This is a genomic window from Streptomyces sp. NPDC054765 (genome assembly GCF_053612065.1).
The window spans coordinates 1-21,651 of the sequence record NZ_JBSHBP010000089.1; the positions used below are offsets into that span (position 1 = coordinate 1).

At 71.9% G+C, this 21,651-nt stretch carries 21 protein-coding genes and 2 pseudogenes; 10 read left to right on the top strand and 13 right to left on the bottom strand.

The annotated features are described in order from the left end of the window. Nucleotides 1-136: 136 nt before the first annotated feature. Nucleotides 137-634 carry a transcription elongation factor GreA gene (gene greA, locus ACWGJY_RS34170; RefSeq protein WP_030088184.1) on the bottom strand — a complete coding sequence of 166 codons (498 nt, stop codon included), beginning with the start codon at nt 632-634 and terminating at the stop codon, nt 137-139. Between the two features lie 354 nt (nt 635-988). Beyond that, the gene (locus tag ACWGJY_RS34175; protein ID WP_453264769.1) at nt 989-1,399 is read right to left on the bottom strand and encodes a DUF4307 domain-containing protein; all 411 of its coding nucleotides are present in this window, start codon (nt 1,397-1,399) and stop codon (nt 989-991) included. A gap of 130 nt (nt 1,400-1,529) precedes the next feature. On the opposite strand from ACWGJY_RS34175, the gene mca reads away from it, so the two are divergent. Continuing rightward, complete coding sequence (gene mca / locus ACWGJY_RS34180) at nt 1,530-2,402, top strand: mycothiol conjugate amidase Mca (RefSeq protein WP_453264770.1); 873 nt, start codon at nt 1,530-1,532, stop codon at nt 2,400-2,402. A gap of 4 nt (nt 2,403-2,406) precedes the next feature. Continuing rightward, the gene (locus ACWGJY_RS34185) at nt 2,407-2,658 is read left to right on the top strand and encodes a hypothetical protein (protein WP_453264771.1); all 252 of its coding nucleotides are present in this window, start codon (nt 2,407-2,409) and stop codon (nt 2,656-2,658) included. Nucleotides 2,659-2,949: 291 nt separating this feature from the next. Here ACWGJY_RS34185 and ACWGJY_RS34190 read toward each other — a convergent pair whose 3' ends face one another. From ACWGJY_RS34190 to ACWGJY_RS34210, 5 genes and pseudogenes are all read right to left on the bottom strand, one after another. Then, entirely contained in the window at nt 2,950-6,231 is a 3,282-nt protein-coding gene (locus ACWGJY_RS34190; RefSeq protein ID WP_453264772.1) for a tetratricopeptide repeat protein, read from the bottom strand. Nucleotides 6,232-6,427: 196 nt separating this feature from the next. Then, nucleotides 6,428-6,739: pseudogene (locus tag ACWGJY_RS34195) on the bottom strand (glycosyl transferase family 28); the annotation flags it as partial. A gap of 32 nt (nt 6,740-6,771) precedes the next feature. Then, entirely contained in the window at nt 6,772-7,002 is a 231-nt protein-coding gene (locus tag ACWGJY_RS34200; RefSeq protein ID WP_453264773.1) for a hypothetical protein, read from the bottom strand. A gap of 139 nt (nt 7,003-7,141) precedes the next feature. After that, nucleotides 7,142-7,549, bottom strand: a complete 408-nt coding sequence (locus ACWGJY_RS34205; RefSeq protein WP_453264774.1) for a MarR family winged helix-turn-helix transcriptional regulator — start codon at nt 7,547-7,549, stop codon at nt 7,142-7,144. A gap of 118 nt (nt 7,550-7,667) precedes the next feature. After that, nucleotides 7,668-7,970, bottom strand: a complete 303-nt coding sequence (locus ACWGJY_RS34210; RefSeq protein WP_453264775.1) for a hypothetical protein — start codon at nt 7,968-7,970, stop codon at nt 7,668-7,670. Between ACWGJY_RS34210 and ACWGJY_RS34215 the strand changes: the two genes are divergently transcribed. Further along, nucleotides 7,959-8,096, top strand: a complete 138-nt coding sequence (locus ACWGJY_RS34215) for a hypothetical protein (RefSeq protein ID WP_453264776.1) — start codon at nt 7,959-7,961, stop codon at nt 8,094-8,096. The genes ACWGJY_RS34210 and ACWGJY_RS34215 overlap by 12 nt on opposite strands. 59 nt (nt 8,097-8,155) lie before the next feature. Here ACWGJY_RS34215 and ACWGJY_RS34220 read toward each other — a convergent pair whose 3' ends face one another. The 3 genes from ACWGJY_RS34220 to ACWGJY_RS34230 all read right to left on the bottom strand — a co-directional run bounded on the left by ACWGJY_RS34220 (nt 8,156) and on the right by ACWGJY_RS34230 (nt 10,693). Beyond that, nucleotides 8,156-8,854, bottom strand: coding sequence for a mycothiol-dependent nitroreductase Rv2466c family protein (locus tag ACWGJY_RS34220; RefSeq protein WP_453264777.1), 699 nt, complete (start codon nt 8,852-8,854; stop codon nt 8,156-8,158). A gap of 73 nt (nt 8,855-8,927) precedes the next feature. Then, the gene (locus tag ACWGJY_RS34225; protein ID WP_453264778.1) at nt 8,928-9,701 is read right to left on the bottom strand and encodes an ABC transporter permease; all 774 of its coding nucleotides are present in this window, start codon (nt 9,699-9,701) and stop codon (nt 8,928-8,930) included. 2 nt (nt 9,702-9,703) lie between these two features. Then, nucleotides 9,704-10,693, bottom strand: coding sequence for an ATP-binding cassette domain-containing protein (locus ACWGJY_RS34230; protein WP_453264779.1), 990 nt, complete (start codon nt 10,691-10,693; stop codon nt 9,704-9,706). Nucleotides 10,694-11,065: 372 nt separating this feature from the next. Between ACWGJY_RS34230 and ACWGJY_RS34235 the strand changes: the two genes are divergently transcribed. After that, nucleotides 11,066-11,611: an FAD-binding oxidoreductase gene (locus ACWGJY_RS34235; protein ID WP_453264780.1), complete on the top strand. Its 546-nt coding sequence runs from the start codon at nt 11,066-11,068 to the stop codon at nt 11,609-11,611. A 308-nt stretch (nt 11,612-11,919) separates the two neighbouring features. Continuing rightward, nucleotides 11,920-12,066, top strand: coding sequence for a hypothetical protein (locus ACWGJY_RS34240; RefSeq protein ID WP_453264781.1), 147 nt, complete (start codon nt 11,920-11,922; stop codon nt 12,064-12,066). 205 nt (nt 12,067-12,271) lie between these two features. Here ACWGJY_RS34240 and ACWGJY_RS34245 read toward each other — a convergent pair. Continuing rightward, nucleotides 12,272-12,436: pseudogene (locus tag ACWGJY_RS34245) on the bottom strand (Uma2 family endonuclease); the annotation flags it as partial. A gap of 95 nt (nt 12,437-12,531) precedes the next feature. On the opposite strand from ACWGJY_RS34245, the gene ACWGJY_RS34250 reads away from it, so the two are divergent. The 4 genes from ACWGJY_RS34250 to ACWGJY_RS34265 all read left to right on the top strand — a co-directional run bounded on the left by ACWGJY_RS34250 (nt 12,532) and on the right by ACWGJY_RS34265 (nt 17,756). Continuing rightward, a complete protein-coding gene (locus tag ACWGJY_RS34250) occupies nt 12,532-14,571 on the top strand; it encodes a thioredoxin domain-containing protein (RefSeq protein WP_453264782.1) in 2,040 nt (679 codons plus the stop codon). A 181-nt stretch (nt 14,572-14,752) separates the two neighbouring features. After that, the gene (locus ACWGJY_RS34255) at nt 14,753-15,760 is read left to right on the top strand and encodes an MDR family NADP-dependent oxidoreductase (protein ID WP_453264783.1); all 1,008 of its coding nucleotides are present in this window, start codon (nt 14,753-14,755) and stop codon (nt 15,758-15,760) included. 74 nt (nt 15,761-15,834) lie between these two features. Beyond that, on the top strand, nt 15,835-17,196 hold the full coding sequence (locus tag ACWGJY_RS34260; RefSeq protein ID WP_453264784.1) for an amidase: 1,362 nt from the start codon (nt 15,835-15,837) through the stop codon (nt 17,194-17,196). Nucleotides 17,197-17,219: 23 nt separating this feature from the next. After that, on the top strand, nt 17,220-17,756 hold the full coding sequence (locus ACWGJY_RS34265) for a MerR family transcriptional regulator (protein ID WP_453264785.1): 537 nt from the start codon (nt 17,220-17,222) through the stop codon (nt 17,754-17,756). Here ACWGJY_RS34265 and ACWGJY_RS34270 read toward each other — a convergent pair. Both ACWGJY_RS34270 and trhA read right to left on the bottom strand, forming a co-directional pair. After that, nucleotides 17,746-18,378 (bottom strand): TetR/AcrR family transcriptional regulator, encoded by a 633-nt coding sequence (locus tag ACWGJY_RS34270; protein ID WP_453264786.1) that lies wholly within the window; start codon nt 18,376-18,378, stop codon nt 17,746-17,748. The genes ACWGJY_RS34265 and ACWGJY_RS34270 overlap by 11 nt on opposite strands. Before the next feature lie 310 nt (nt 18,379-18,688). After that, complete coding sequence (trhA, locus tag ACWGJY_RS34275; protein ID WP_453264787.1) at nt 18,689-19,405, bottom strand: PAQR family membrane homeostasis protein TrhA; 717 nt, start codon at nt 19,403-19,405, stop codon at nt 18,689-18,691. Between the two features lie 239 nt (nt 19,406-19,644). On the opposite strand from trhA, the gene ACWGJY_RS34280 reads away from it, so the two are divergent. Then, complete coding sequence (locus tag ACWGJY_RS34280; protein ID WP_453264788.1) at nt 19,645-21,537, top strand: phosphoenolpyruvate carboxykinase (GTP); 1,893 nt, start codon at nt 19,645-19,647, stop codon at nt 21,535-21,537. The last annotated feature ends 114 nt before the right edge of the window (nt 21,538-21,651 follow it).

Consider the following 21,651-nt stretch of genomic DNA (forward strand, 5'->3'; position numbering starts at 1 on the left):
GCTCGGCTGGGAAACCCCAGCCGAGCGCCTGCATAAACTCCTCGCAGTCTGATCAAACCGACCACGTGTTGCGACGATCTCCAGAAACCGCCGTGGTGGCTCCGGGCCGCTTCGGCGTCCGAGGGGTGCTCGGGACTCAGCCGGTGTACGGCTTCGCGTCGAGAATCTTCACGGCGGCCTTCTTGCCGTTGGGGAGCTCGTACTCCGCCTCGGCGCCGACCTTCTTGCCGTTCACGCCGGTGCCCAGCGGCGACTGGGGGGAGTAGGTCTCGATGTCCGAGCTCGCGTACTCCCGGGAGGCCAGAAGGAACGACAGCGTGTCGTCCGGGTCCCCGTCGAACGCGATGGTGACGACCATGCCGGGAGCGACGACGCCGGTGGCGGCGGGGGCCTCGCCGACCTTCGCGGTCTGCAGCAGCTGGGTGAGCTGGCGGACGCGCAGCTCCTGCTTGCCCTGCTCTTCCTTGGCCGCGTGGTACCCGGCGTTCTCCTTCAGGTCACCTTCCTCGCGGGCCGCCGCGATCTTCTCGGTGATCTCGGCGCGTGCGGGACCAGACAGGTGCTCCAGCTCGGCCTTGAGCTGGTCATACGCCTCCTGGGTAAGCCAGGTGACGTTTTCGCTGGTCTGGGTCACAGGTGCTCCTCGTCGGTACTGGGGATACATCAAACGCCCTACCAGGAAGGTTTGCGCCTTCACAGGTGGGCGAAACCACGAGCCTAACAATTCCGGCACAAAACGGGGAAGAGGAAATTCACAGCGGCCGCACAGGAACGCATCATCGCTGATCAGAGGCGGTCACGACACGACCCGCGGGTGAGCGGTGGCGCGTGTACGGAGAGCGGCGGGCGTGGTGCGGGTCCCTACGGGCGTGGCGGGCGGGGTGCGGGACCCTAGGCGTGGCGGGCGTGGCGGGCGTGGCGGGCGTGGTGCGGGCCGTACGGGGCTGTCGCGGGCCCGTACGGGGGAACGCCGGCGCTGCCGTGCAGGTCAGCCGTTGCGCGAGGCCGTGCAGCCGACGAGCACGGCGTTGGTCGCCCGCTTCGTCGTACGCAGGGTGACCTCGGTGTCCACCTGGCCCGAGCGCTGATCGATGGTCACGTCCTTGCGGCCGACCTCGGAGCCGTCCTCGGCCTGCGAGCGGAGCGTGCACACGCCCTTGTCGCCCGTGCCCTTGACGACTTCGAGGTGGATCTTGACGGCATGATCGGAGACCGTGTCCCAGGTGATCACGCGGCCGCTGAGGTCCTGTCCGGCGATGTACGAGACACCGGTCCAGCCGATCACCCCCAGCAGGACGGCGCCGAGCACCGCTCCGATGATCTTGAGCTTACGGTCCGCACGCTCATCCGCGGAGCGGCCGTAGCGTCCGTCGGGGAGCCCTTCACGCACCGCGGTCATGATCCATCCTCCTGGTACGGGGACCTGGGCCATGAACCCCCGGGGGGTCCCCGCCCCAGGGAATACAGCGCCCCCTCGCTTCGGTCACTATAGGAGGCATCTTCTCCGGACCTTTACTGAGGATCGAGTCTTGACTGAGCAGCTGCGATTGATGGCGGTCCACGCCCACCCCGACGACGAGTCGAGCAAGGGTGCGGCCACGATGGCCAAGTACGTGTCCGAGGGGGTGGACGTGCTGGTCGCCACCTGCACAGGCGGTGAGCGAGGTTCCATCCTCAACCCCAAACTCCAGGGAGACCCGTACATCGAGGAGCACATCCACGAGGTGCGGAAGAAGGAAATGGACGAGGCCCGGGAAATCCTGGGCGTCAAGCAGGAGTGGCTCGGCTTCGTCGACTCCGGGCTGCCCGAGGGCGACCCGCTGCCGCCGCTGCCCGACGGCTGCTTCGCGCTGCTGTCCGTCGAGGAGGCGGCGGCGCCCCTGGTCAAGCTGATCCGGGAGTTCAAGCCGCAGGTCATCACGACCTACGACGAGAACGGCGGCTATCCGCACCCCGACCACATCATGACCCACAAGATCACGATGGCGGCCTTCGATGCGGCCGGCGACCCGGAGAAGTACCCGGAGGCCGGCGAGCCCTGGCAGCCCCAGAAGCTCTACTACAACCAGGGCTTCAACAAGCCGCGCACGATCGCGCTGCACGAGGCGCTGCTGGAGCGCGGCATGGATTCGCCCTACGGCGAGTGGCTGGAGCGCTGGAAGCAGTTCGAGCAGCGCGAGCGCACGCTGACCACGTACGTTCCGTGCGCCGACTTCTTCGAGATCCGGGACAAGGCGCTGATCGCCCACGCCACCCAGATCGACCCCGACGGCGGTTGGTTCCGGGTGCCGATGGACATCCAGCGCGAGGTCTGGCCGACGGAGGAGTACGAGCTCGCGAAGTCTCTCGTGGACACTTCCCTCCCCGAGGACGACCTCTTCGCGGGCATCCGCAACAATTGAGCCCATGATGAGCGCGACCAGCACCCTCGCCCTGACGCACTTGGTCACCCTTGCCGACAGTTTCGACAAGGACAAGGTGACCCCCGGCGTCCTCGGCTTCATCGTCTTCGCGGTCATCGGCGGCGCCGTGTGGCTGCTGATGAAGTCGATGAACAAGCAGATGAAGAAGGTCGACTTCGAGGAACAGCCGGAGGCCGGCGCGGCAGGCACCCACGCCTCCGCAGCCACGCCGGCACCCAAGCCGAAGACCAGCTGAGGACCGGCCCCCAGGCAGGGCCGGCCGGTCCGTGGAGACCGGGTGGCGGTCGACGGCCGGCCGATGGACACGGCCGGCCGACCGGCCCGGCGGCTCGCCGGCCCGAGCGGTCGGCGGGCCGGGCCCGATCCGCCACCTGAGCACGGGCGGGGCACCACCGGGGCACGGGCGGGGCACCGCCGCGGTACGGAGGCTGCACGGACGGGGCACGGACGGGGCACGGACCTGCGGTGAGCCCGGTGCGCGACGCCCGCACTGCGGTGTCGCGCCCGCGCACCGCCGTGCCGTGGGTCACTCCGAGACGGCCGGTGCGGGCTGCACCCCCATGACCTCGCGTGCATGGCGGTTGGGCACCATGCCGAGCCGCCATGCCTGCCACCCCGTCTCCGGCTCCACCCCGCGGTCCAGCAGCAGCGCGAACGCCTCCGCGCAGTCCTCCACCTTGGAATCGCGGGCCGCGTGCTTCTCGCGGACCAGCTGCGCCAGCTCCTCCTGGGCGACCGCCGCGCCCACCACACAGCCGCCCGGCGAGGCCAGCGGCAGCAGCGTGCAGCGCAGGAACCGCGCCCAGTCCTCGCCGCGCCGGTCGCCGTAGCCGGCAAATATCCGCGCCGCTTCGTCGGCCAGTTCCAGGGCCTGCGCCGCCCGCCCGTTGCCCGCGTCGATGATCAGCAGCTCCAGGCAGGACCATGCCTCCCCGTGCGGTACCCCTATCCGCTGGAAGTCCTTACGGGCATCCTGCAGGAGCTGCCGGGCGAAGCCGCTGTTGCGCAGCGAGCCGGTCTGCTCGGCGCGCAGATCGCGGGTGACCCTTCCCGAGTGGTGCCGGGCGCAGGCCAGGCCGTAGCCGTCCTGCATCCGGCTGAACATCGTCCGCGACCGCTCCAGCTGCCGCAGCGCCGCATCGTGCTCGCCGCGCTCCTCCAGGGCCTGGCCCAGGTAGTACATCGTCCAGGCCTCGCCGCGGGCGTCCTCGTGCTGGTGGTGCAGCGGCAGCGCCTGCCGCAGCTGGTCCACCGCGGGCCCCGGCTCGCCGTCCACCAGCCGGGCGCGTGCCAGCTGGGTCATCGCCCAGGCCTCGCCGCGCTCGTCGTGCGTACGGCCGTAGAGCTCCATCGCCGCATGCAGCGACCGGTCGGCCGCCGGTACATCGCCCATCCGCAGATACACCTGGCCGAGCTGGAAGTGCGCCCATGCCTGGCCGTGGATGCTCTCGCTCTCCTCGTGCAGCTCCAGGGCCTCCCGCAGCATGGCGACGGCCTCGGCGATCTGCGCACGGTCCCGCTCCACGGCCGCCAGGGCGTGCAGCGTCCAGGCTCGGTCACCGTGCATGTCGGGGCCGGACTGCAGCTCCAGCGCCTCGCGGAGCTTGGCCGCGGCCTCCACGAGATTGCCCTGCTGCTGGAGCGTGATGCCCAGATCGCGCAGCGCACGGGCGGCGCCCGCCGGGTGCTGTGCCTCGAAGTACAGATCGACCACCGATGACAGTGTCGTCCGCGCCTTGTCCAGTTCGCCGAGCTGGCGGGCCGCCACACCCGTACGCCACTGCACCGAGCGGACCAGCAGCCCCTGCCCGACCGCCCGGGTCAGCTCGCTCAGCTCGCCGAGACGGTAGAGGTCACCGCGCAGCAGGCAGTAGTCGGCCAGCGCGCCCAGCAGATGCGAGACGGCCGCCTGGTCCACGCCCTGGTCGGCATGGCGCAGCGCGGCCGTGATGAAGCTGGTCTCGTCGTCCAGCCACTGCAGGGCCGCGTCCAGGGAGGTGAAGCCATGCGAGCCGAAGCGGTCGGCACGGGTGGACGTACGCCCGTCGACCAGCCGGATGACCGAGTCGGCCAGCTCCGCATAGGCACGGATCAGCCGCTCCTGGGCGGCGCCGCGCTCGCCCGCTTCCTCCTCGGCCATCAGCCGGTCGTGCGCGAAGCTGTGCACCATGGCATGGAGGCGGTAGCGCTCACCGCGCACATGCTCGATCAGCCCCGCCCGCGCCAGCGTCGCCAGCTGCCGCTCCGCCTCCGCCTGCTCGACGCCCAGCAGCGCCGCCGAGGCCGCCGCCCCCAGGCTCGCCCGGCCGACCAGCGCCAGCCGGCGCAGCAGCCGGCGGGCCGTCTCCGACTGGTCGGCATAGCGCAGCCCCAGCGCACGCTCCACCGGAGGCACCGGGCCGTGCGCCGCCAGGTCCGTGGCCAGTGCGGTGGCGGTGCGCGAGCCGAGGGCGGAGCCCGCCACCCGCAGCGCCAGCGGCAGCCCCGCGCACAGCCGGGAGATCTCGTCGACGGCTTGTGAGTCGTAGGGACCCGTCTCGTCCGGAGTCTCGGTGCCGGCCGCGGCGGTGGCCCGCAGCAGCTCTTCGGCGCCCGCGGCGTCCAGGGGGCCCACCGGCAGCTGATGCACCCACGCGTCGATGCTCTCGGGCAGCTCCAGCGGCGTACGGGAGGTGACCAGCACCAGGCTGTCGGACCGCTCCGGCACGAGAGTGCCCACCTGCTCGGGATCCGCGGCGTCATCCAGCAGCACCGTCACCGGAAGGCCCGTCAGATGCTGGTGGTAGAGGTCGGTGAGCCGCTTGACGTGCTGCTCCTGGGACGGACGCTCGCGGAACAGCAGCTGCTCGCGTGGTGCGCCCAGCCGGTTGAGCAGATGCAGCAGCGCGTCCCGGGTCGGCAGCGCCACCTCACCCGGGGTGTCGCAGCGCAGATCCACCACACACGCGCCACGGAACTGATCGCGCAGCTGGTGCGTGGCGCGCACCGCGAGTGCCGTACGGCCCGAGCCCGGCTCGCCGTGCAGTATCACCACCGTCGGTTTGGTCTCCGTGCTCGCACGGGCCGCATGCACCCACTGGGCGATCTGCGTCAGCTCCGCCCGCCGCCCGGCGAACGGGCCGTCCGGGCGCGGAAGTTGGGAGAACGAGTGCTCCAGCAGCGACCGCTGCCGGGCCGCCGCGCTGCGGTCCGCGCCGCGCAGCTGCGGCCCGCGGCCGGTCTTCGAGGCGACGGGCTTGGACGCCTTGCCGCCGCCGCGGGCCGCTGTCGTCAGCATCCGCTGCTGGTCCAGGAACGGCCGGATGCCGCGCACCTCCAGCGCCGTCAGCCACTGCAGCCGCAGCTGCTGCGCGCCACCGGGCTGCCCGCGCATCCCGGCCTCCCGGTGCGCGGCCGGCCAGTGGCCCGCGGTCAGCTTCAGGACCGTGGCCGCCGCGCCCGCCACCAGCGCGGCGGCCCCCACACCCAGCGCCGCGCCCGCGCCCGTGCCGTACGCGAGGTCCGTACCGAAGGCCGCCACCGCCGCCACGGCCGTCGCCACCGCGGGGGTGCCCAACTCCTTGCGCGACAGCCGCCGGGCCAGCGACGGCCGGCCGGCGGCGGCCTCGTCCAGCGCCCGGACATACGCGGTGTACTCCTCCGCGGCGCTGCCCGCCAGATCGTCCAGCGCCGCCCGCGCCCGGCCGAGCAGCGTTTCCCCGTCGAGCCGGCCGCCCGAGCGCCGTACCTCTTCCTCGACGGCTCTGGTCAACAGTGCTTCCGCGTCCGCCCGGTGATCGTCGCGCAGCACAGCCAGTGAGCCCGGCATGCCCATCCCCCTCCAGCAGTTCCAGCAGTGTCCAGCGGTGATCGTCGCCGTACGCACAGTGTTCCGCGTTCGCGCGCATTCCGGCAGGCCTGTGGACAACTCCCTCCGCTCCCGGCTCCCCGCGCCTCACTGGCCGGTCACCAGATCCTCCGTGAAACCCGCCGCCGTACCGGGCCGCCGTCCAGCCGAGCCACTCGGCGAGCGGGTCCTCCCGCAGCTCCGGGGGCCGCGCGGCGAGCGACGCCAGGTGCCGCTCCCGCATCGTGCCCATCAGGTCGAGTCCGTAGAGGAGGCGTGTGTGGGCCGCCCCGGACGCGCGGGCGGCGACCGCCCCGCCCATCGTCAGGGTGTCCCGGACCACCAGGTCGGGGCGCCACCGCCGGGTCAGCGCCGCCAGGTCGTCCATGGTCTCCTCGACCGAGAAGTTCTGGAAGATGGCCGAGGTCATCACCGTGAACAGCCCGTCCAGGAAGTCGGGGGTCAGCCGCTCGGGCCGGTCCTCCGCCATCCGTATCAGTTCCTGGGCGTCCGGCGGCTCCGTCAGGCGCTCGGCGGCCTTCTCCCCCGCCGCCGCAGCTCCTCGACGGACTCGTCCTGGGCGAGCCGGGGGCCCACCGGGGTCGCGGGCAGCCCGGCGGCGGTGATGGTGTCCATGAGGTCGGGCTGACTGGCGACGCGCACCTCGTGTCCGGCGGCGCGCAGGGCCCAGGCCAGCGGCACCTGGACGAAGAAGTGGGGTGAGGCGGCCAGGGTTACGAACAGCACACGCATGGCGGCGAGGCCAGGGACCGTACCTCGACACGGCCTCGACTCCCGTTGGTACCCGCGCCGTCGTACGCGCCGCCCACCGAAGGCCGCTGCCCACCGAACGCCGGTACGTACCGAACGCCCGGACGCGCCGCGCCCGACGTCAGCGGGCGGGCAGCCAGGCCTCGTCGTCGGTGGCGTGGGCCAGGACGCGCTGGAGGAGGCTGCGTAGGGTCTCGGCCTCGTCCGAGGCGAGATCGCCGAGCAGCTTCGCCTCCACCCGCTCCAGCGGCCCGTCGATCCGGCTCAGCAGGTAGTGCGCGGTATCGGTGATCTCCAGCCGGCGCGAGCGGTCGTCCGCGCCCGGACGCCGGCGCACATGGCCGGCCTCGACGAGTTCGTTGACCAGCTGGTGCACCGACTGCCGGGCGATGCCGAGCTGACGGGCCAGCTCCGCCATGGTCAGCTCGGGTTCGAGCGAGAGCTGGGCGAGCAGACCGTACTGGCGCACCGTCAGGTCGTATGCCGCCAGCCGCTCGTCCACCCGGCGTGTCGCGACCGTGCTCGCCACGGCTAAGAGATAGGGGATGTGTGTCCTCAAGGCGGTGTCACCTCAACCGTCGCAGACCGTGGTCTTCTCGCTCCGACCGTATGTCATGTGCCGCTCCGCCGCGGTGGGCGATGGGCGTTCACCAGCCGTTCGAGGACCGGGACGATCCCGGCGGGCATCGGCGTTGAGCGTGGCCACCACCTCCACGTCGAGGTCGGTCACGGCCTCCAGCAGCTCGCGACCACGCCTGGTCCTCGCCGACGACCTCCCGGAAGGAGACGCCGAGGGTGAGGCAGATCCGGCGCCGCCCGGTCGGCTCGTCCAGCCGTCCGGGCACGCGCGCGGGGCCGTTGTACGGCACGTAGCGCACCGGGACCCGGGGGAGGGAGACCGGCAGGGCGAGGGAGATGGGCACCGGGTCCAGGGTCCATTGGCCGACCACCAATTCCTCGTCGAACCCCCGGCCCGGCCCTTCCGGTCCGTGGCGTTCGAGGACGTGCCCCAGCCACCGGCCGCGCCCATCACCGCCCAGGCCCTCAACGTCTGTGGCGGCCTCGGCAACTACTGACCCCGGGAGCGCGCGGGCTCCCGCGCGTCCCGTCCGAACGCCCGCCGGCGCGGGCCCGGTCACGCCGGATCGACGTCCGATCCGGTCACGTCCGGGTCCGGGTCGGCGGGCCTTCCCTTGAGTGCGTGGAACCCGGGGGTCCCGGCCACCAGCAGCGTCCCGTCCCACAGCCGCCCCGCCTCCTCCCCCTCCGGTACGCGGGAGACGACCGGCCCGAAGAAGGCCAGCGGGGGACGGTGCGGCTCCGCCGAATCCCCGACCGCCACCACCGGCGTCCCGGGCCGCGGGCCCAGGAGCCGTACGGCCTCCGCGTGCGAGGCCCGCAGCTCCTCGTCGTAGGCGGCGGACGTACCGGCCGCCGCCAGCTCCGTCGGCAGGCCCGCGTGGGCCAGTGCCAGGGCCGGATCGTTGATCCACTTCCTGGCGTTCCCGCCGCCCCCGCCGGGGGAGTCGAGATCGGCCCACAGCGAGGCGTGGAAGCGGCCCAGGGCCTCCTGCCCGTGGTGATGCCGGACGGCGGTGCCGATCCGCACGGGCACCAACAGGTACCCCTCGGGGTCGCCCTCGGGATCGTCGTCCCAGTCCTCGTTGAGGAGGGTCAGGCTCATCAGGTGCCAGCGCGGCTCCAGCGGGCGGACCGCGGCGGCCTCCCGCAGCCAGCGGGCGGTCAGCCAGGTGTACGGGCAGGCGGGGTCGAACCAGACGTCCACGGTGCGGGGTTCGGGACGCGGGGCGGCCCGGAGGGCTTCGGCGGTCACGGTGCGGTGCTCCTTCGCGTACGGAGTCGGCGGCGGGTGGCGGTGGCGGCGGGCGGGTGCGGCGGCCGGCGCGTCACACGGAGGCGTTGCGCATGCCCCGGATGCCCGCGAAGACCCCCAGCACCGCGATGGCCGTCGCCGCGAGGACCCCGTACAGCACGCTCGTCGCGGCGAACCGGCCGTCGAACAAGGCTCGTTCGGCCTCGGCCACATAGGTCGCGGGGTTGATCCGGCTCAGGACGTAGAGCCAGGTGGGGGCCGAGGCCTGGGTGATGGGCAGCAGGATGCCGGAGAGCAGCAGCAGGGGGAAGAAGATCATCTGCTGCACCCCGTGGAACAGGGTCTGCTGCTTGCGGGAGTGGAGCGCCAGGGTGAAGGAGAGCGCGCCGATCCCGATCCCGAAGACGGTCAGCAGCGCCAGGCCCGCCAGGGCGCCGAGCGGCCGGAGCCGGAAGTCGGTCGGCAGCAGCAGGGCGAGGATCAGCAGGGCCTGCGTCAGCAGGATCACGACCTCCTTGAGCGCCCGCCCCACGAGCATCGCGGCCCGGTTGAGCGGGGTCACGAGCATGCGCTCGAGGGCCCCGGAGGACATCTCGTTGAGCAGGGAGGCCCCGGCCCCGGCGGTGGCGGAGAGCGCCAGCAGGACGAGCATGCCCGGCACGAACCACTGCCAGGGCGAGCCCGTGCCCGTGTCCCCGCCCGCGGGGCTCATGCCCGAGAGCAGGGGAGCGAAGAGGGCGAGGAAGAGGAAGGGCAGCAGCATGGTGAAGAGGAGGCCGGCCGGCTGGCGCAGCTCGGGCCCCAGCTCGCGGGCGAATGCGGTGCGGGTGTCGTTGAGCACCTTCATGGTCAGGCTCCGTCGTGGGTGGTGGTCGGTGCGGTGGCGTCGGCGCTCTCCCGCAGGGTGCGGCCGGTCAGGCTGAGGAAGACGTCGTCGAGGGTGGGGCGGGTGAGCCGGGCGGTGAGCGCCCGCACCCCGACTGCCTCCAGGTTGCGCAGCAGGACCGGGAGTTGGGTGTCTCCGTGGGGGGTGCGCACCCGCACCTCCGTGCCGTCGGTGGTGACGTCGTGGACGGTGGGCAGGGCGCGGGCGAGCTCGGCGGCCCGCTCGGTGTCGGCGCGGTCGGCGGTCCCCAGCGTGATGCGGTCGCCGGCCAGGTCGGCCTTGAGCTTCTCCGGGGAGTCGTCGGCGATCACCCGGCCGTGGTCGACCACCATCACTCGTCGGGCCCAGAGATCCGCCTCCTCCAGGTAGTGGGTGGTGAAGACGATCGTGGTGCCGAGCTCCTTGTGCAGCCGCAGCACGTGCTCCCAGATGTTGGCGCGGCTGTGCGGGTCGAGCCCGGTGGTGGGCTCGTCGAGGAAGAGCAGTTCCGGCTCGTGGACCAGGGCCATGGCGATGTCCAGGCGGCGGCGCTGGCCGCCCGAGAGAGTGCCCACCGTCCGCTTGGCCAGGCCCTCCAGTTCGAGCGCGGTCAGCAGGCGCTCTGACCGGGCGCGGGACTTCGCGCGGCTCAGGCCGTACGCGCGGCCCTGGGTGATCAGCTCGTCGCTGACCCGGAAGTTGCTGCCGGCGCTGTTGCCCTGACCGAGATAGCCGATGCGGTTGCGGACGCGCGAGGGGTCGGTCAGCACGTCGTGACCGGCGACGATGGCGGTGCCCGAGGTCGGCGGGAGCAGGGTGGTCAGCATCCGCAGGCTGGTGGTCTTCCCGGCGCCGTTCGGGCCGAGGAAGGCGACCACGGAGCCGGCTTCGATGTCGAGGTCCAGGCCGCGCACGGCCTCGACGCTCTCTCCTTTGGCGCGGAAGCTGCGGGTGAGCCCGCGGGTGTGAATCATGGTTTCTCCCGTACGGGGTTCTTGGGGGCGAGTCAGGGGGTGCTCGGCCCGTGCTCGGCCCGTGCCCGGACCGGCCGCCTCGGTTCCGGGGCAGGGTGAGGGAAAGTCAGATGCCCTGGGCTCTTGACTTCTTCGAGCTTAGAAGCGTTAATGACGTTTTTGTCAGCTCCCCTGACGGTCTCGATCTGCTCCTTGAACCGTCCCCCGCGTCCCCGCCGACCGGGCCGTCGAGCTGTTGTCCGAACCACCGCTTCCGGCCCGTCGGGTGCCGCCCGTACCAGCGCGACTCCACCGTCCCGCCAGCGAGGACACCGAGGCTGACGGCCCACACGGCGATCGGCCTCGGGCCGGACGGGAAGGTCGGTGTCCGCATTGGCGCGACTCACACGCAGAAGGCTGCTGGAACTCTCGGCGCTCTCCGGGGGCACCGCGCTCCTCAGCGGCCCCGCCGCCTCCACCCCCGGGACGACGGGACCGCGGTCCCTGGGACCGGTGGTGCTGGAGCCGGACGACCCCCGGTACACCGAACTCACCACGCGCGGGTACAACGGCCGCTTCACCGGCTCCCCGGACGTCGTGCACCTGGTCGGCTCCGCGGGTCAGGTGGTCCGCGCGGTGAAGGAAGCGGCCCGCGTCCGCGGGCGCGTCGCGGTCCGCAGCGGCGGGCACTGCTTCGAGAACTTCGTCGACGACCCCGCCGTCCGGGTCCTGATCGATGTCTCCGAGATGACGGCCGTCACGTACGACCCGGACCGAAGGGTCTTCGCCGTCGAGGCGGGCGCCACGCTCGGACGCGTCTACCGCACCCTCTACCTCGGATGGGGCGTCACCTTGCCCGGCGGCGCAACGATCGAACACAACCATGTAGTCCTGACCTGGGGAGTTTCCAAGGGGTACTGGCATGGACGTGCACGATGAGCAGCTGGGCAGGGAGATAGACGCCTGGGTCGAAGCCCAGATGGCCGCCTCGCCGGAGTGGGGGGCCTGAGCGGTACGCCGGGATCCGCCAACACCTGGAGGGTGGCAGCATCCCTGCTGCCGCTGCTGGCGAGTAAGGGCGCGAGATCACAAAGAGCGGGCCACAGGGGGCGGTGCGTATGGTGGGCAGGTCGGCCCTGCGCACGCACCACACCGGTCGACAAGAAGATCGGCGGGGCCGGGCTCAGTAGGCGCGACGGGCGATTGAGGACTCCGTCTCCACCCACCCTGACGTCCGGGGTCGCGGTGTGGGTCTGTCCCTGCTGTTGCTGTTGCTGCTGCCCGCAACCGACGCCGCCGGGATCTGGACCGCGCTCTCCGGGATCTTCCCGGAGAGCACCGCCGGCCTCGCCCTCCATATGGAGGCCGGCTTCCGAGTGGTTGGCACCCGCTGACGCCTTGGCCGCCGCTATGGCCGCTGGCGCGACCTGGATCAGTTCCTGACTGGGCCCGACGCAACGATCGCACACGAGCTGGTGAGGCACCCGCGGGAGGTGTAACTGCCGTGGAAGCGGAGAATGCACCCCGGCGAGTCCACGAAGAACCACGACGCGGACGCTACCGGCGAAGCCTCGAAACCAGGGTGAGCTTCTTCGTTCCTCACATGGCCCCAAGGTCGACCGTGACAGAGAAAGATGCGGTGGCCTTCACTGCACCGGTGAACATCTCGCCTTCCCGGTAGGCCTTGGTGGCGGGGTCGAGGACGTAGGTGTAGGTGATCGGGACGCCGGTGACGGCCTGTTCGACCCGCCAGTAGAAGGGGATTGTGGGGTCCTTGCCAGTAGGTGTAGTTCGGCCCGGGGAGGCAGGGCCCGTGTGTTCTCGATGACAGGATCGGGCGTTGTGAGAGGCTGGATCGTATGAACCGGCTGGCTGGCGTGACCTCGCCTTATCTGCTGCAGCACGCTGACAATCCGGTCGACTGGTGGCCCTGGACGCCGGAGGCTTTCGAGGAAGCGCGGCGGCGTGATGTGCCCGTTTTGCTATCAGTTGGCTACTCTGCGTGCCACTGGTGCCATGTGATGGCTCACGAAAGCTTCGAGGACCCGGTCACCGCCGCGCTGCTCAATGACCACTTCGTGGCGGTCAAGGTCGACCGTGAGGAGCGCCCCGACGTCGACGCCGTCTACATGGAAGCCGTGCAGGCCGCCACGGGCCAGGGCGGCTGGCCGATGACCGTTTTCCTCACCCCCGACGCCGAGCCCTTCTACTTCGGCACGTACTTCCCGCCCGAGCCCCGCCACGGCATGCCGTCCTTCGGGCAGATCCTGGAGGGGGTGCGCAGCGCCTGGACCGACCGCCGCGATGAGGTCGGCGAGGTCGCCGGCCGGATCGTCGCCGACCTGGCCGGACGGTCCCTGGCCGAGTCGCTGCCCGCGGAGCGGCGCCCGCCGCGCCCCGAGGAGCTGCACGGTGCCCTGATGGGCCTGACCCGCGAATTCGACGCGGTGCACGGCGGGTTCGGCGGTGCCCCCAAGTTCCCGCCGGCCATGGTGCTGGAGTTCCTGCTCCGCCACCACGCCCGCACCGGCTCCGCCGGGGCCCTGGAAATGGTGCAGGCGACCTGTGGGGCGATGGCCCGCGGCGGCATCTACGACCAGCTCGGCGGCGGTTTTGCGCGCTATGCGGTGGATGCCACCTGGACCGTGCCGCACTTCGAGAAGATGCTCTACGACAACGCCCTGCTGTGCCGGACCTACGCCCATCTGTGGCGGTCCACCGGCTCGGACCTGGCGCGCCGGATCGCCGTCGGGACCGCCGACTTCATGGTCCGCGAACTCCGCACGGAGCAGGGCGGTTTCGCCTCCGCGCTGGACGCCGACAGCGACGACGGCTCGGGCACCGGCAGGCATGTCGAGGGCGCCTACTACGTCTGGACGCCCGAGCAGCTGCGCGCCGTACTGGGTGAGAAGGACGGGGAGTTCGCCGCCGCCTACTTCGGCGTCACCGAGGAGGGCACCTTCGAGGAGGGCGCCTCGGTCCTCCAACTCCCGGACACCGAAGGCCCGGTGGATGCCGAACGGGTGGCCTCGGTCACCCAGCGGCTGCTCGCGGCGCGGGAGGAGCGGCCGCGCCCCGGCCGGGACGACAAGGTCGTCGCCTCCTGGAACGGGCTGGCCATCGCCGCGCTCGCCGAGACCGGCGCCTACTTCGACCGGCCGGACCTGATCCAGGCCGCCACCGACGCCGCCGACCTGCTGGTCCGCGTCCACATGGACTGGCAGGCCCGGCTGCACCGCACCTCCCGCGACGGCACACCCGGCGCCAACTCCGGTGTCCTGGAGGACTACGCCGATGTCGCGGAGGGCTTCCTCACTCTGGCCTCGGTCACCGGGGAGGGCGTCTGGGTGGAGTTCGCGGGCTTCTTCCTGGACACCGTGCTGCTCCAGTTCACCACCGAGGACGGTGCGCTCTACGACACCGCGGCCGACGCCGAGACGCTGATCCGGCGTCCCCAGGACCCGACCGACAATGCGACGCCCTCCGGATGGACCGCGGCGGCCGGTGCGCTGCTGTCGTACGCGGCACTGACCGGCAGCGGCCTCCACCGGGACGCCGCGGAGCGGGCCCTGGGCATCGTCACCGCGCTCGGCGGCCGGGCCCCGCGCTTCATCGGATGGGGGCTGGCCGTCGCCGAAGCCGCGCTGGACGGTCCGCGCGAGGTCGCCGTCGTCGGCCCGCAGGGTGATCCCGCCACCGTCGCCCTGCACCGCGCCGCACTGCTCGGCACCTCCCCCGGAGCGGTCGTCGCGCTGGGCGCCCCCGGGGCCGACGAGGTACCGCTCCTCCAGGACCGTCCCCTGGTCGAGGGCCAACCGGCCGCCTACGTCTGCCGCCACTTCACCTGTGAGCGGCCGACGACGGACCCGCAGGAGCTGACGGAGCGACTCCAGGGGTGAGGCGACAGGGGCGGGGTCCTTCGGGGCGGACCGGCACAGCGGCCGCGCCGAAGGACCCCCGTACCTTGCCCGTTCCCCACGGCCCCGCCACAACGGCCGCCCCCCGAACAGGCCTGGCCGCAAGTCCTGCGACCGGCGACGGCTTGACCCTGACGCGCGCGTCAGGATTTAGCCTCGGGGCATGACACAGCGCACACACCGCGAAGTCCGCCTGGCCGCCCGCCCCCAGGGGCCCGTCACCGATGACCTCTTCGAGATCGTGGAGGTGCCCGTCCCGGAACCCGGACCCGGCCAGGTGCTGGTCCGCAACACCGCGATGGGCGTCGCCGCCGTGATGCGCACACTGATGGACGAGACCAGCGTGGTGCCGATGCCCTCCTACGAGATCGGCAAACCGCTGCACGGGGCCGCCGTCGGCGAGGTGGTCGCCGCCCCGGGGACCGGCCTGGAGCCCGGCGACCTGGTGGAACACCGCCTCGGCTGGCGCGAGTACTCCGTGGTGGACGCCGACCAGGTGCACCGGCTCACCCCTGGCCTGCTGCCCGACCCGGCCGCCTACCTCTCCCAGGGCCCCACCGCCTGGATGGGCATGGTGCACGGCGCCGAAGTACGCCCCGGCGACACGGTCTTCGTCAGCGGAGCGGCAGGCGGTGTGGGCTCCCTGGCGGGCCAGATCGCCCGGCTGCGCGGCGCCGCCCGGATCATCGGCAGTACGGGCTCGCGGGAGAAGGCGGACCGGCTGATCAAGGAACTCGGCTATGACGCCGTGGTGATCCGCGGCGCGGGCCCCATCGAGGAGCAGCTGCGCACGGCCGCCCCGGAAGGCATCGACGCGGTCTTCGACAACGTGGGCGGCGAACAGCTGCAGGCCGCCCTGGCCCTCGCCAACCGCGGCGCCCGGTGCGCCATCGTCGGCGCGCTCGCCGGCCAGCTCTCCAAGGAGGGCAAGGCCTCCACCATCGAGATCGACACGCTCTCGTTGCTCTCCCGCTGCATCACCCTGCGCGCCGTCGCCCTGTACGAGCACCTGGATCTGATCCCGGAGTGGAACCGGCGGTTCGGCGAGGGGCTGCGCGACGGCACCCTCACCTTCCCGCACTCCCGGCTGCAGGGGATCGGCCAGGCGCCGCGGGCACTGCGCGAGCTGACCGAGGGGCGTCATCTGGGCGCGGTGATCGTGGAGTTGTGAGGTCACGGCACCGGGTCGTCGTGCGGCGGGCCGGTGCACCCACCACTGTCAGTGCCCGGTTGTAGCCTGCACGGGTGATGACCTTGCTCGGGCAGCGATCCCTTGTCCAGGAGGCCGCGGCGCTGCGGGCCGGCACGGACGACCCCGTCGACGCGGTGCACCGCACGTGCGACCGTATCGACGCGGTCGATCCGCAGGTGCAGGCTTTTGTGCCCGAGGCCGGGCGGCGAGCGCGGCTGCTGGAGGCGGCGGGACGGAGGGCGGCAGCCGGTCCGCGTGAGGCGGCCGGCCGGCCCGTGCTCCACGGCGTCCCCGTAGGCATCAAGGACATCGTGCACGCCGACGGGCTGCCCACCCGCGCGGGCTCGGCGCTGCCGCCCGAGGTGCTCGGCGGCCCGCAGGCCACCGTCGTGGACCGGCTGTGCGCCGCCGGTGCGCTGATCGCGGGCAAGACCGTGACCGCGGAGTTCGCGGTGACCGCCCCGGGCCCGACCCGCAATCCGCACAACCCGGCACACACCCCCGGCGGTTCGAGCAGCGGGTCGGCGGCCGCGGTCGCCGCCGGGATGGTGCCGCTGGCCATCGGGACGCAGACCGTCGGCTCGATGATCCGGCCCGCCGCGTACTGCGGCGTGGTCGGATTCAAGCCGGGCTACGGGCGGATACCGATGGACGGGGTGATCCCCAACGCCGCGAGTTTCGACACCCTCGGGTGCTACGCGACGGAGGTGGCAGGCGTCGCCCTGGCGGCATCGGTGCTGCTCGACGGGTGGCGGGCCCAGCAGGCGGCGGGGCCGGCGCCGCGCCCGGTGCTGGGGGTGCCGGCCGGTCCCTACCTGGAGCGCGCCGACAACGAGGCGCTGGACGCCTTCGCGCGGCAACGCGAGCTGCTGCGGGCCGCCGGGTACGTCGTCCACGAGGTACCGGTGATGGAGGACTTCGAGCAGATCGTGGAGCAGCTGTTCACGATGAACCGCTACGAGGTCGCTCGGGCCCACGCCGACTGGTTCGCCCGGTTCGGCGACCGCTACCGGCCGGAGACCACCTCGGCCATCCGCCAGGGGCACACGATCGGGGCCGCCGCCTACGAGGCGGCCCGGGAGCGGCGCCGGGCCTTGTGTGCCCGGCTCGCGGCGGACCGCGCCGCGGCCGGTGTCGACCTGTGGATCGCCCCGGCGGCCACGGGCCCCGCGCCTGCCGGCCTCGCCACCACGGGCACCTCGGTCATGTGCCTGCCCTGGAGCAATGCCGGGCTGCCGTCCGTCAGCCTGCCCGCCGGTCACGCCGCCAACGGGCTGCCGCTCGGGCTCCAACTCGTCGGCGGCTTCGGCGCGGACGAAGACCTGCTGTACGGGGCGGCAGGGATCGAGCGGGTACTGAACGCCGCGTGCCCACGGCCCGGGGAGGGCCGTCCGGACGGGGCGCCGAGAGCCTGAAACACGCCGGAGAGGGAGGGGAAATGCGCATCGGGGACGCCGCGGCGGCTGCCGGTATGACACCGCGGGCGCTGCGCTACTACGAGCAGCAGGGGCTGGTGACGGCCCGGAGGACACCGTCCGGTCACCGGGTGTACGACGCGGAGGACATCCGTCGGCTGAGAGCGGTGCGCGAACTGCGCGACGCGGGGCTGACGGTCGGTGATGTGCGGGCGTTCGCGCATCTGCTGCACACGATGCCGGACGGCGGGGTGCCGGACCTGATGCCCCGGTACCCGGATTCGCTGCGTTGTCCCGCCGTCGAAGTGGTGGCCCGGCGCCGGCTCGCCGACCTGGACGCCCGTATCGAGCGGTTGTCGCACCTGCGGGCGCGGCTCGCGGCCCGCCTGGGCGAACCGGCGCCCGGGGCGCGGGAGCCGGAGACACCGGAGCCGGGGGAGCGGTCCGGGCCGGGGGAGCGGTCCGGACCGGTCACGGCAGCCCGTGCGGGGCCGGACAGCGGCCCGATCTTCCGGCTGGCTGCCGCCCCGCCCCCGGACACCCCCGCCCTCAGAGCGTGAGACCCCGCGCCAGTACGTCCATGGCCCGGTGGATGTGCGCCTCCGCACCGGCGGTCCGGCCGGCCTCGCCCCAGTGGAGCATCGCTTCCTGGAGCGCGGCCAGGATCACCGCGCTGATCACGCGCAGTTCCAGGTCGTCGGCCGGACGGCCGGAACGCTCCGCCAGTACCGCGGTGAGCATCGCGGCGTTTTGTGCGGTGTGTTCCGCCGTACGGCCCCGGATGGCGGGCACCTCACGGATCAGCCGCAGTCGCTGCACGAGTTCGCCGTGGTCCTCGGCGGTCATCCGGCGCAGCGCCTCGATGCTGACCTGCCGCACCGACTCGACCACCGGCTCGTCCACGGGACGGGCCCGGATCCCGGTCTCCAGCACGGCGTCGTACTCGTCCGTGAGCACGATGTCTTCCTTGGCGGGGAAGTAGCGGAAGACCGTGCTCGGCGAGAAATCCGCGGCCGCGGCGATCTGGTCGACGGGGGTCGCGTCGTACCCCTGCTCGTCGAAGAGCCGGTAGGCGGCCCGCCGGATCGCCTGGCGGGTCTGGATCTTCTTCCGCTCCCGCAGCCCGGCCTTCGGGGCCCCGGGCGGCGTGGTGGCGGAGGTACGTGCGGCCATGGGCAGCATTGTCGGGCATCGGGCACCCCCGGGGCCACGGCCGCGTTCGTGCGCGGACGGAGCTCTGCCGTGCCCGGGAACGCGGAATGTCAGTGGGGTGTGTCACGCTGTGGCATGGGAATGATTACTCTCAGTGAATATCAAGGGGGTGTGGGGCGTGCAGGGGCCAGGACGGGGCGTGCGGGGCCCGGGGCGGCGAGTGCAGGGCCCGGGACAGGGCGTGCGGGACCCGGGACGGCGCATGGCCGCGACCTCGGGGTCGCGGCCACGGTGGCGCGGGGAGTCGGGGGATCGGTCCGTTCGGGGCCGGGGTGCTGCCTCAGGGGTGCGAATAGGCCACCAGGGAGATGCCGACGTAGTGCACGACAAAGGCGGCCAGTGTGAGGGAGTGGAAGACCTCGTGGAAGCCGAACCACCGGGGTGAGGGGTTGGGGCGCTTGATCCCGTAGATCACGCCGCCCGCGCTGTAGAGCAGCCCGCCGACGATGACGAGGACCAGGACCGCGATGCCGCCGGTGCGCAGGAAGTCGGGCAGGAAGAAGACCGCGGCCCAGCCCATGGCGATGTAGCAGGGGGTGTAGAGCCAGCGGGGTGCGCCGACCCAGAAGACCCGGAAGAGGATGCCGGCCAGGGCGGCGCCCCAGATCGCCCAGAGCAGTGCCTGACCACGGGATCCGGGCACGAGCAGCATGGTCAGCGGCGTATAGGTGCCCGCAATGATCAGGAAGATATTGGCGTGGTCGAGACGACGCAGCACACCGTCGGCCCGTGGTCCCCAATTGCCGCGGTGGTAAAGGGCGCTGACCCCGAAGAGCAGGCAGGCGCTCAGGGTGTAGACGGCGCAGGCCAGACGGCCCCGGGGGCTGTCGGCCAGAGCGGTGAGTATCACGCCGGAGAGGAGGACGGCGGGGAACATTCCGGCGTGCAGCCAGCCGCGCAGTTTGGGCTTGAGTGGCGCGGCCGCGGCGGCGACCGCCGCGATCGCGGGCGGCGCGGAGGGGGGCTGGCTCTCGGCGGCGTCGGGCGCGGAAGTCATGGCGCAATGCTACCTACGCCACCGTAAGTTACCGGTGCATGCCGAAGTGGTGACGGTCACGAAGGCGCCCTCTGGACAGAACTCCATCCGAGTCGGATGATCAAATGAGTGCGTTCGGCACCGGATGAGCGGTCACGAAGCATCCGGGTCGCGGCCCCCAAGGGGCAGGCAAACAAAAGAAGCGGATTTTCCCGGCAGGCCGGGCAGGAATTCGTCCACACCCTCATCTAGGAGCGATCGTGGCGCGCGACAACGCGGCTCCCTCCCCCCAGCACTCCGACACGCTTCGTGCAGGGGGTGCCCCCACCCTCACCCGTCACCAGGGCCTCATCTCCTGGGTCGACGAGATCGCAGCGATCACCCAGCCCGACCGGGTCGTCTGGTGTGACGGCTCGGAGACGGAGTACGAGCGGCTGTGCGAGGAGCTCGTCGACAAGGGCACGTTCAAGAAGCTCGACCCGGTCAAGCGCCCCAACTCGTACTACGCGGCCTCCGACCCCTCGGACGTCGCGCGCGTCGAGGACCGCACCTTCATCTGCTCCGAGAAGGAGGAGGACGCCGGCCCGACCAACCACTGGAAGGCCCCCGCCGAGATGCGGGCCATCTTTACCGGTGGAGACAGCAGCTCCGCCGGCGAGAAGGGCATCTTCCGCGGTTCGATGAAGGGCCGGACGATGTACGTCGTCCCGTTCTGCATGGGCCCACTCGGCTCCCCGCTCTCCGCGATCGGTGTGGAGATCACCGACTCCGCCTATGTCGCGGTCTCCATGCGCACCATGACGCGCATGGGGCAGCCGGTGCTCGACGAGCTCGGCGAGGACGGCTTCTTCGTCAAGGCGGTGCACACTCTCGGCGCCCCGCTGGCCGAGGGCGAGGCCGATGTGCCGTGGCCGTGCAACTCCACCAAGTACATCTCGCACTTCCCCGAGGACCGCGAGATCTGGTCCTACGGCTCGGGCTACGGCGGCAACGCCCTGCTCGGCAAGAAGTGCTACGCGCTGCGTATCGCCTCCGTCATGGCGCGGGACGAGGGCTGGCTCGCCGAGCACATGCTGATCCTCAAGCTCACCCCGCCGCAGGGCGAGGCCAAGTACGTCGCCGCCGCCTTCCCGAGTGCCTGTGGCAAGACCAATCTCGCGATGCTGGAGCCCACGATCTCCGGCTGGACCGTCGAGACCGTCGGCGACGACATCGCCTGGATGCGCTTCGGTGAGGACGGCCGCCTCTACGCCATCAACCCCGAGGCCGGCTTCTTCGGCGTGGCGCCCGGCACCGGCGAGCACACCAACGCCAACGCCATGAAGACGATGTGGGGCAACTCCGTCTTCACCAACGTCGCGCTGACGGATGACGGCGATGTGTGGTGGGAGGGCATGACGGAGGACAAGCCCGCCCACCTGACCGACTGGAAGGGCAACGACTGGACCCCGGAGTCCGAGACCCCGGCGGCCCACCCCAACGCCCGTTTCACCGTCCCGGCCGGTCAGTGCCCGATCATCGCGCCCGAGTGGGAGGACCCCAAGGGCGTGCCGATCTCGGCGATCCTCTTCGGCGGCCGTCGCGCCAGCGCCGTACCGCTGGTGACCGAGTCGCTGACCTGGCAGCACGGCGTCTTCCTCGGCGCCAACGTCGCCAGCGAGAAGACCGCCGCGGCCGAGGGCAAGGTCGGCGAGCTGCGCCGTGACCCGTTCGCCATGCTGCCGTTCTGCGGCTACAACATGGGCGACTACATGGGGCATTGGGTCAAGGTCGGCAACGACGCCGCGCGGGAAGGCCGCCAGTCCAAGCTGCCGAAGATCTACTACGTCAACTGGTTCCGCAAGGACGACAAGGGCCGCTTCGTCTGGCCGGGCTTCGGCGAGAACGGCCGGGTGCTCAAGTGGATCGTCGAGCGGCTGGACGGCAAGGCCGAGGGCGTCGAGACCCCCATCGGCGTGCTGCCCACGAAGGCCGCGCTGGACACCGAGGGCCTGGATCTCGACGACGCCGATCTCGACTTCCTGCTCACCGTCGACAAGGACGTGTGGCGCGAGGAGGCGGCGCTGATCCCCGAGCACCTCAACACCTTCGGTGACCACACACCGAAGGAGCTGTGGGACGAGTACCGCGCGCTGGTCCAGCGGCTCGGCTAGCCGCCGCGCCACTCACCGCCCGGCCGGGGGGCCCCCCGCTGGGGGGGGGGGGCCGGCCGGCCGGGGGTGGTGGGTAGGGGGGGGGTGGGCCGGGGGGGGTCGGCCGGAGTCCGG

Coding starts and splice junctions, on each gene's coding strand:
- ACWGJY_RS34175 (WP_453264769.1), bottom strand. CDS start 1,399: ATGACCGCGGTGCGTGAAGGGCTCCCCGACGGACGCTACGGCCGCTCC.
- ACWGJY_RS34185 (WP_453264771.1), top strand. CDS start 2,407: ATGATGAGCGCGACCAGCACCCTCGCCCTGACGCACTTGGTCACCCTT.
- ACWGJY_RS34190 (WP_453264772.1), bottom strand. CDS start 6,231: ATGCCGGGCTCACTGGCTGTGCTGCGCGACGATCACCGGGCGGACGCG.
- ACWGJY_RS34200 (WP_453264773.1), bottom strand. CDS start 7,002: ATGCGTGTGCTGTTCGTAACCCTGGCCGCCTCACCCCACTTCTTCGTC.
- ACWGJY_RS34225 (WP_453264778.1), bottom strand. CDS start 9,701: ATGAAGGTGCTCAACGACACCCGCACCGCATTCGCCCGCGAGCTGGGG.
- ACWGJY_RS34230 (WP_453264779.1), bottom strand. CDS start 10,693: ATGATTCACACCCGCGGGCTCACCCGCAGCTTCCGCGCCAAAGGAGAG.
- ACWGJY_RS34250 (WP_453264782.1), top strand. CDS start 12,532: ATGAACCGGCTGGCTGGCGTGACCTCGCCTTATCTGCTGCAGCACGCT.
- ACWGJY_RS34255 (WP_453264783.1), top strand. CDS start 14,753: ATGACACAGCGCACACACCGCGAAGTCCGCCTGGCCGCCCGCCCCCAG.
- ACWGJY_RS34265 (WP_453264785.1), top strand. CDS start 17,220: ATGCGCATCGGGGACGCCGCGGCGGCTGCCGGTATGACACCGCGGGCG.
- ACWGJY_RS34270 (WP_453264786.1), bottom strand. CDS start 18,378: ATGCTGCCCATGGCCGCACGTACCTCCGCCACCACGCCGCCCGGGGCC.
- trhA (WP_453264787.1), bottom strand. CDS start 19,405: ATGACTTCCGCGCCCGACGCCGCCGAGAGCCAGCCCCCCTCCGCGCCG.